Source organism: Microbacterium sp. Leaf351 (assembly GCF_001423825.1).
GTDB lineage: Bacteria > Actinomycetota > Actinomycetes > Actinomycetales > Microbacteriaceae > Microbacterium > Microbacterium ginsengisoli.
In genome coordinates, this window is record NZ_LMPK01000038.1 from 246224 (window position 1) to 249528 (window position 3305).

Annotated in this window: 4 protein-coding genes; 2 read left to right on the forward strand and 2 right to left on the reverse strand. The window is 69.9% G+C overall.

What is annotated here, in order from left to right; translation table 11 throughout:
- Positions 1–168: 168 nt before the first annotated feature.
- The gene (locus tag ASG00_RS14975; RefSeq protein ID WP_056210315.1) at positions 169–747 is read left to right on the forward strand and encodes a hypothetical protein; all 579 of its coding nucleotides are present in this window, start codon (positions 169–171) and stop codon (positions 745–747) included.
- Positions 744–1400 carry a DUF2461 domain-containing protein gene (locus ASG00_RS13990; protein WP_156454759.1) on the forward strand — a complete coding sequence of 219 codons (657 nt, stop codon included), beginning with the start codon at positions 744–746 and terminating at the stop codon, positions 1398–1400. The genes ASG00_RS14975 and ASG00_RS13990 overlap by 4 nt, the downstream gene beginning before the upstream one ends.
- Before the next feature lie 326 nt (positions 1401–1726).
- Here ASG00_RS13990 and ASG00_RS13995 read toward each other — a convergent pair whose 3' ends face one another.
- Positions 1727–2122 carry a VOC family protein gene (locus ASG00_RS13995; protein ID WP_045245895.1) on the reverse strand — a complete coding sequence of 132 codons (396 nt, stop codon included), beginning with the start codon at positions 2120–2122 and terminating at the stop codon, positions 1727–1729.
- Positions 2119–3305, reverse strand: a 1187-nt coding sequence (locus ASG00_RS14000; protein WP_235559610.1) for an amino acid permease, incomplete at its 5' end; no start/stop codon positions are given. The genes ASG00_RS14000 and ASG00_RS13995, both read right to left, overlap by 4 nt.

The window sequence follows — 3305 nt, forward strand, 5'->3', positions numbered from 1 at the left end:
CACGCGAGCCACCGACGGCGGCGTCAGCTGCACCGGCGAGACCCTGACGAAAGAGACGATCACCGTGAGCTCCCCCGCGTCCGCGAAGACGACCCTCATCGTGAAGGTCGGCGACACGACCCTCTACGACGGTGACCTGCAGCCCGTGCTCGACAAGGCGGCCGGCAAATGAGCCGCGTGCGCTCGGGCATCGCCCTCGCGCTCGTCATCGTGCTCGGCGCGGTCGCGCAGGGGTTGACGGCTCTGCCCGCCGTCGGCAGCACCGACACGACGGCGCTCTCGATCATCGGCGTCGTGTCGATCGTGATCGTCGTGGTCGAGGTGTGGCTGCTCGGCTGGGCGGCGTGGGCATTCGCGACCCGTGCGCCCGGTGGGCCGCGCGTCGCAGCCTTCGGGTGGATGTCGCTGCTCGTCATCATCCTGCTGGTCGTCGCCGGCGCCGTCTCGATCCTCGTTCCGCTCGTGCTGACAGCGGCCGGATGCCTCGTGGCCGCGGCATCCGCCGGTCAGCGGCCCTGGCACGGCTTCCGCGTGTTCCGCGCCCACCCGTGGGCCGCGGTGATTCTGCTGGTCGTCGGCTCCGTCGTGCTCACCGTCGCCTGGATCGCCGCGTTCAGCGCCGGATTCTTCATCACCGGCGCCGTCGGCGGAATGATCACCTGGCTCGTATTCGGCATCGCCGGAGGCGGCCTGCTGATCTGGTGGTCGTCGCTCGTGCAGCGCACCGCGGCATCCGCAGCATCATGAGCTTCACGGGCCTCAACCCCGACGCGATCGCGTTCTTCGGCGAGCTCGCCGAGAACAACACGCGCGAGTGGTGGCTGGCGAACAAGCACCGCTACGACGAGAACGTGCGCACCCCGTTCGAGCTGCTCGCGGGCGAGCTCGAACCCGAGTTCGGCGGGCTCAAGATCTTCCGTCCCTACCGGGACGTGCGCTTCAGCGCCGACAAGACGCCGTACAAGACCCACATCGGCATGGTGTCCTCGACGCCTCCGGTCGCGTTCTACCTGCAGCTGTCCGCCGAGGGCCTGCTCGTCGGCGGCGGGGTCTACGACGTTCCGCCGCCCGCACTCGCCCGCTTCCGGGAGATCGTCGCCGACGAGGCATCCTTCGCCCGTCTCGAGCCGGTGCTCGCCGGCCTCACGGATGCGGGGTTCACCCTGATGACGGATGACGCGCTGCGCACCGCACCGCGCGGCTACCCGGTCGACCACCCGCGCATCGACCTGCTGCGGCTCAAGCACCTCGCCGTCGGGCTGCGGGAACCCGTCGAGGACTGGTGGTTCACCCCCGTCGCATACGACGAGATCTCGGCGCACTGGCGCGCGGTCGCACCCTGGCTCACGTGGCTCGCCGAGAACCTCGGCGACGACCTCGTACGCGTGCGCGCCCGCTGAGCGGGCGGGTTGTGCGCGGGCGGGCGCCGCGCGGCCCTGACCTTGGATGCCCCCCGTGCCGCGTGCCCCTTCCCCGGGGCCAGGCTGCCCCTTGGCCCTTGCCCCTTGCCCCTTGCCCGAGGCCAGGCTGCCCCTGCCCGACCCGGGCTGAGCGCACCGTCGGATGTTCTCGCCGACACGCCGGGAGTTCGGACCCAGCACCGGCGGGTCGGGCAGAAGTTCCGACGTTAGGCAGGTCGGCGACCCCCGGGGGTCTGAGTCACGGGGTCTGAGTCACGGCGACGGATCACCCGGCCCGTGGCCGGGCCCCCGGGGCTCGGCCCGGCTCAGTCCTCCCAGCCGATGAGCCAGGTGAGGCCGAAACGGTCGGTGACCTGACCGTCGTGGGCGCCCCACGGGCGCACCTGCAGGTCGTCGACGATCGTGCCGCCATCGGCGAGCGCCTGGAACCACCGGGTCAGGGTGTCGGCGTCGGCGTAGCCGAGCAGCGAGAACAGCACGCCTCGCACGTGCGTGGTCTCCTCCCCCGGGGCGATGTCGGCGGCGAACAGCTCGACCGGTCCACGCAGGATGCCGTGCGCGATCGCCTCGCCCGGCCCGTCCGTGCGCGAGAACTGGGCGAACGTGTAGGCCTCGACCTCACCTCCGAACGCGGCCGCATAGAAGTCCAGCGCGGCACGGGCCTCGCCGTCGAAGTGAAGGTACGGAGCGGGGGCGGTCATGCATCCTCCTCGGGTCGGGGCGGTCCGGCGACGACGGGGTGCGTGCCGGTGTAGCCCTCGCGTGCGGCCGCCGCGGCGTAGATGCCCTTGCGGGCGGCGAACCAGCCGATCACGAGCGCGGGGATGAGCACGATGAGCGAGGCGAGCACCCAGCGCCCGCTCTCCGAGAAGCCCATCGTGACGAGCACGAACAGCAGGAAGGCGAGCGTGAGGTACGAGGTGTACGGCGCGCCGAAGAGGCGGAACGAGGGCTCTTTAAGGATGCCGCGCTTCGCCCACGTCCGCAGCTTGAGCTGGCAGAGGATGATCGTCGCCCAGCCGCCGATGATGCCGAGGGCGGAGATCTCCAGCACGATCTCGAAGGCCTCGGAAGGCCACAGCGCGTTGATGCCGACACCGCAGAGCGTGATGGTGGTGGTGAGCAGGATGCCGCCGAACGGCACGCCGTGACGGCTCATCTTGGCGGTGAACCGTGGGGCGGAGCCGTTGACGGACATCGAACGCAGGATGCGACCCGTCGAGTACAGCCCGGCGTTGAGGCTCGAGAGCGCGGCCGTGAGCACGACGAAGTTCATCACCGACCCGGCGACGGCGCCCGCCTGCGGGGATCCGATGTGGGAGAAGAACGTGACGAACGGAGACTCTCCGGCCTCGTAGGTGGTGAACGGCAGCAGCAGCGAGAGCAGCAGCACCGAGCCGACATAGAAGATCGCGATGCGGAAGACGACGGTGTTGATCGCCTTCGGCATGACCTTCTCCGGCTCGGCCGTCTCACCCGCCGCGGTGCCGACGAGCTCGATCGCCGCGTAGGCGAACACGACCCCCGAGATCGCGAGGAGGGGCGCGACGGCGCCGAGGGGGAACACGCCCCCGTTCTCGGCGATGACCGAGAAGCCCGTCGCACCGATGTCGGTGCGCCCGCCGAACACGATGAAGCAGACGCCGACGACAAGGAAGACCACGAGCGCGCTCACCTTGATGAGGGCGAACCAGAACTCCATCTCGCCGAACAGCCGCACGCTCACGAGGTTGACCGACAGCACCACGACGAGGGCGAGCAGGGCGATCAGCCACTGCGGCACCTGCTGAAGCGGCTCCCAGTACTGCGCCCAGAACTTGACGTACAGAGCTGCTGCCGTGACGTCGACGATCGAGGTCATCGCCCAGTTGAGGAAGTACAGCC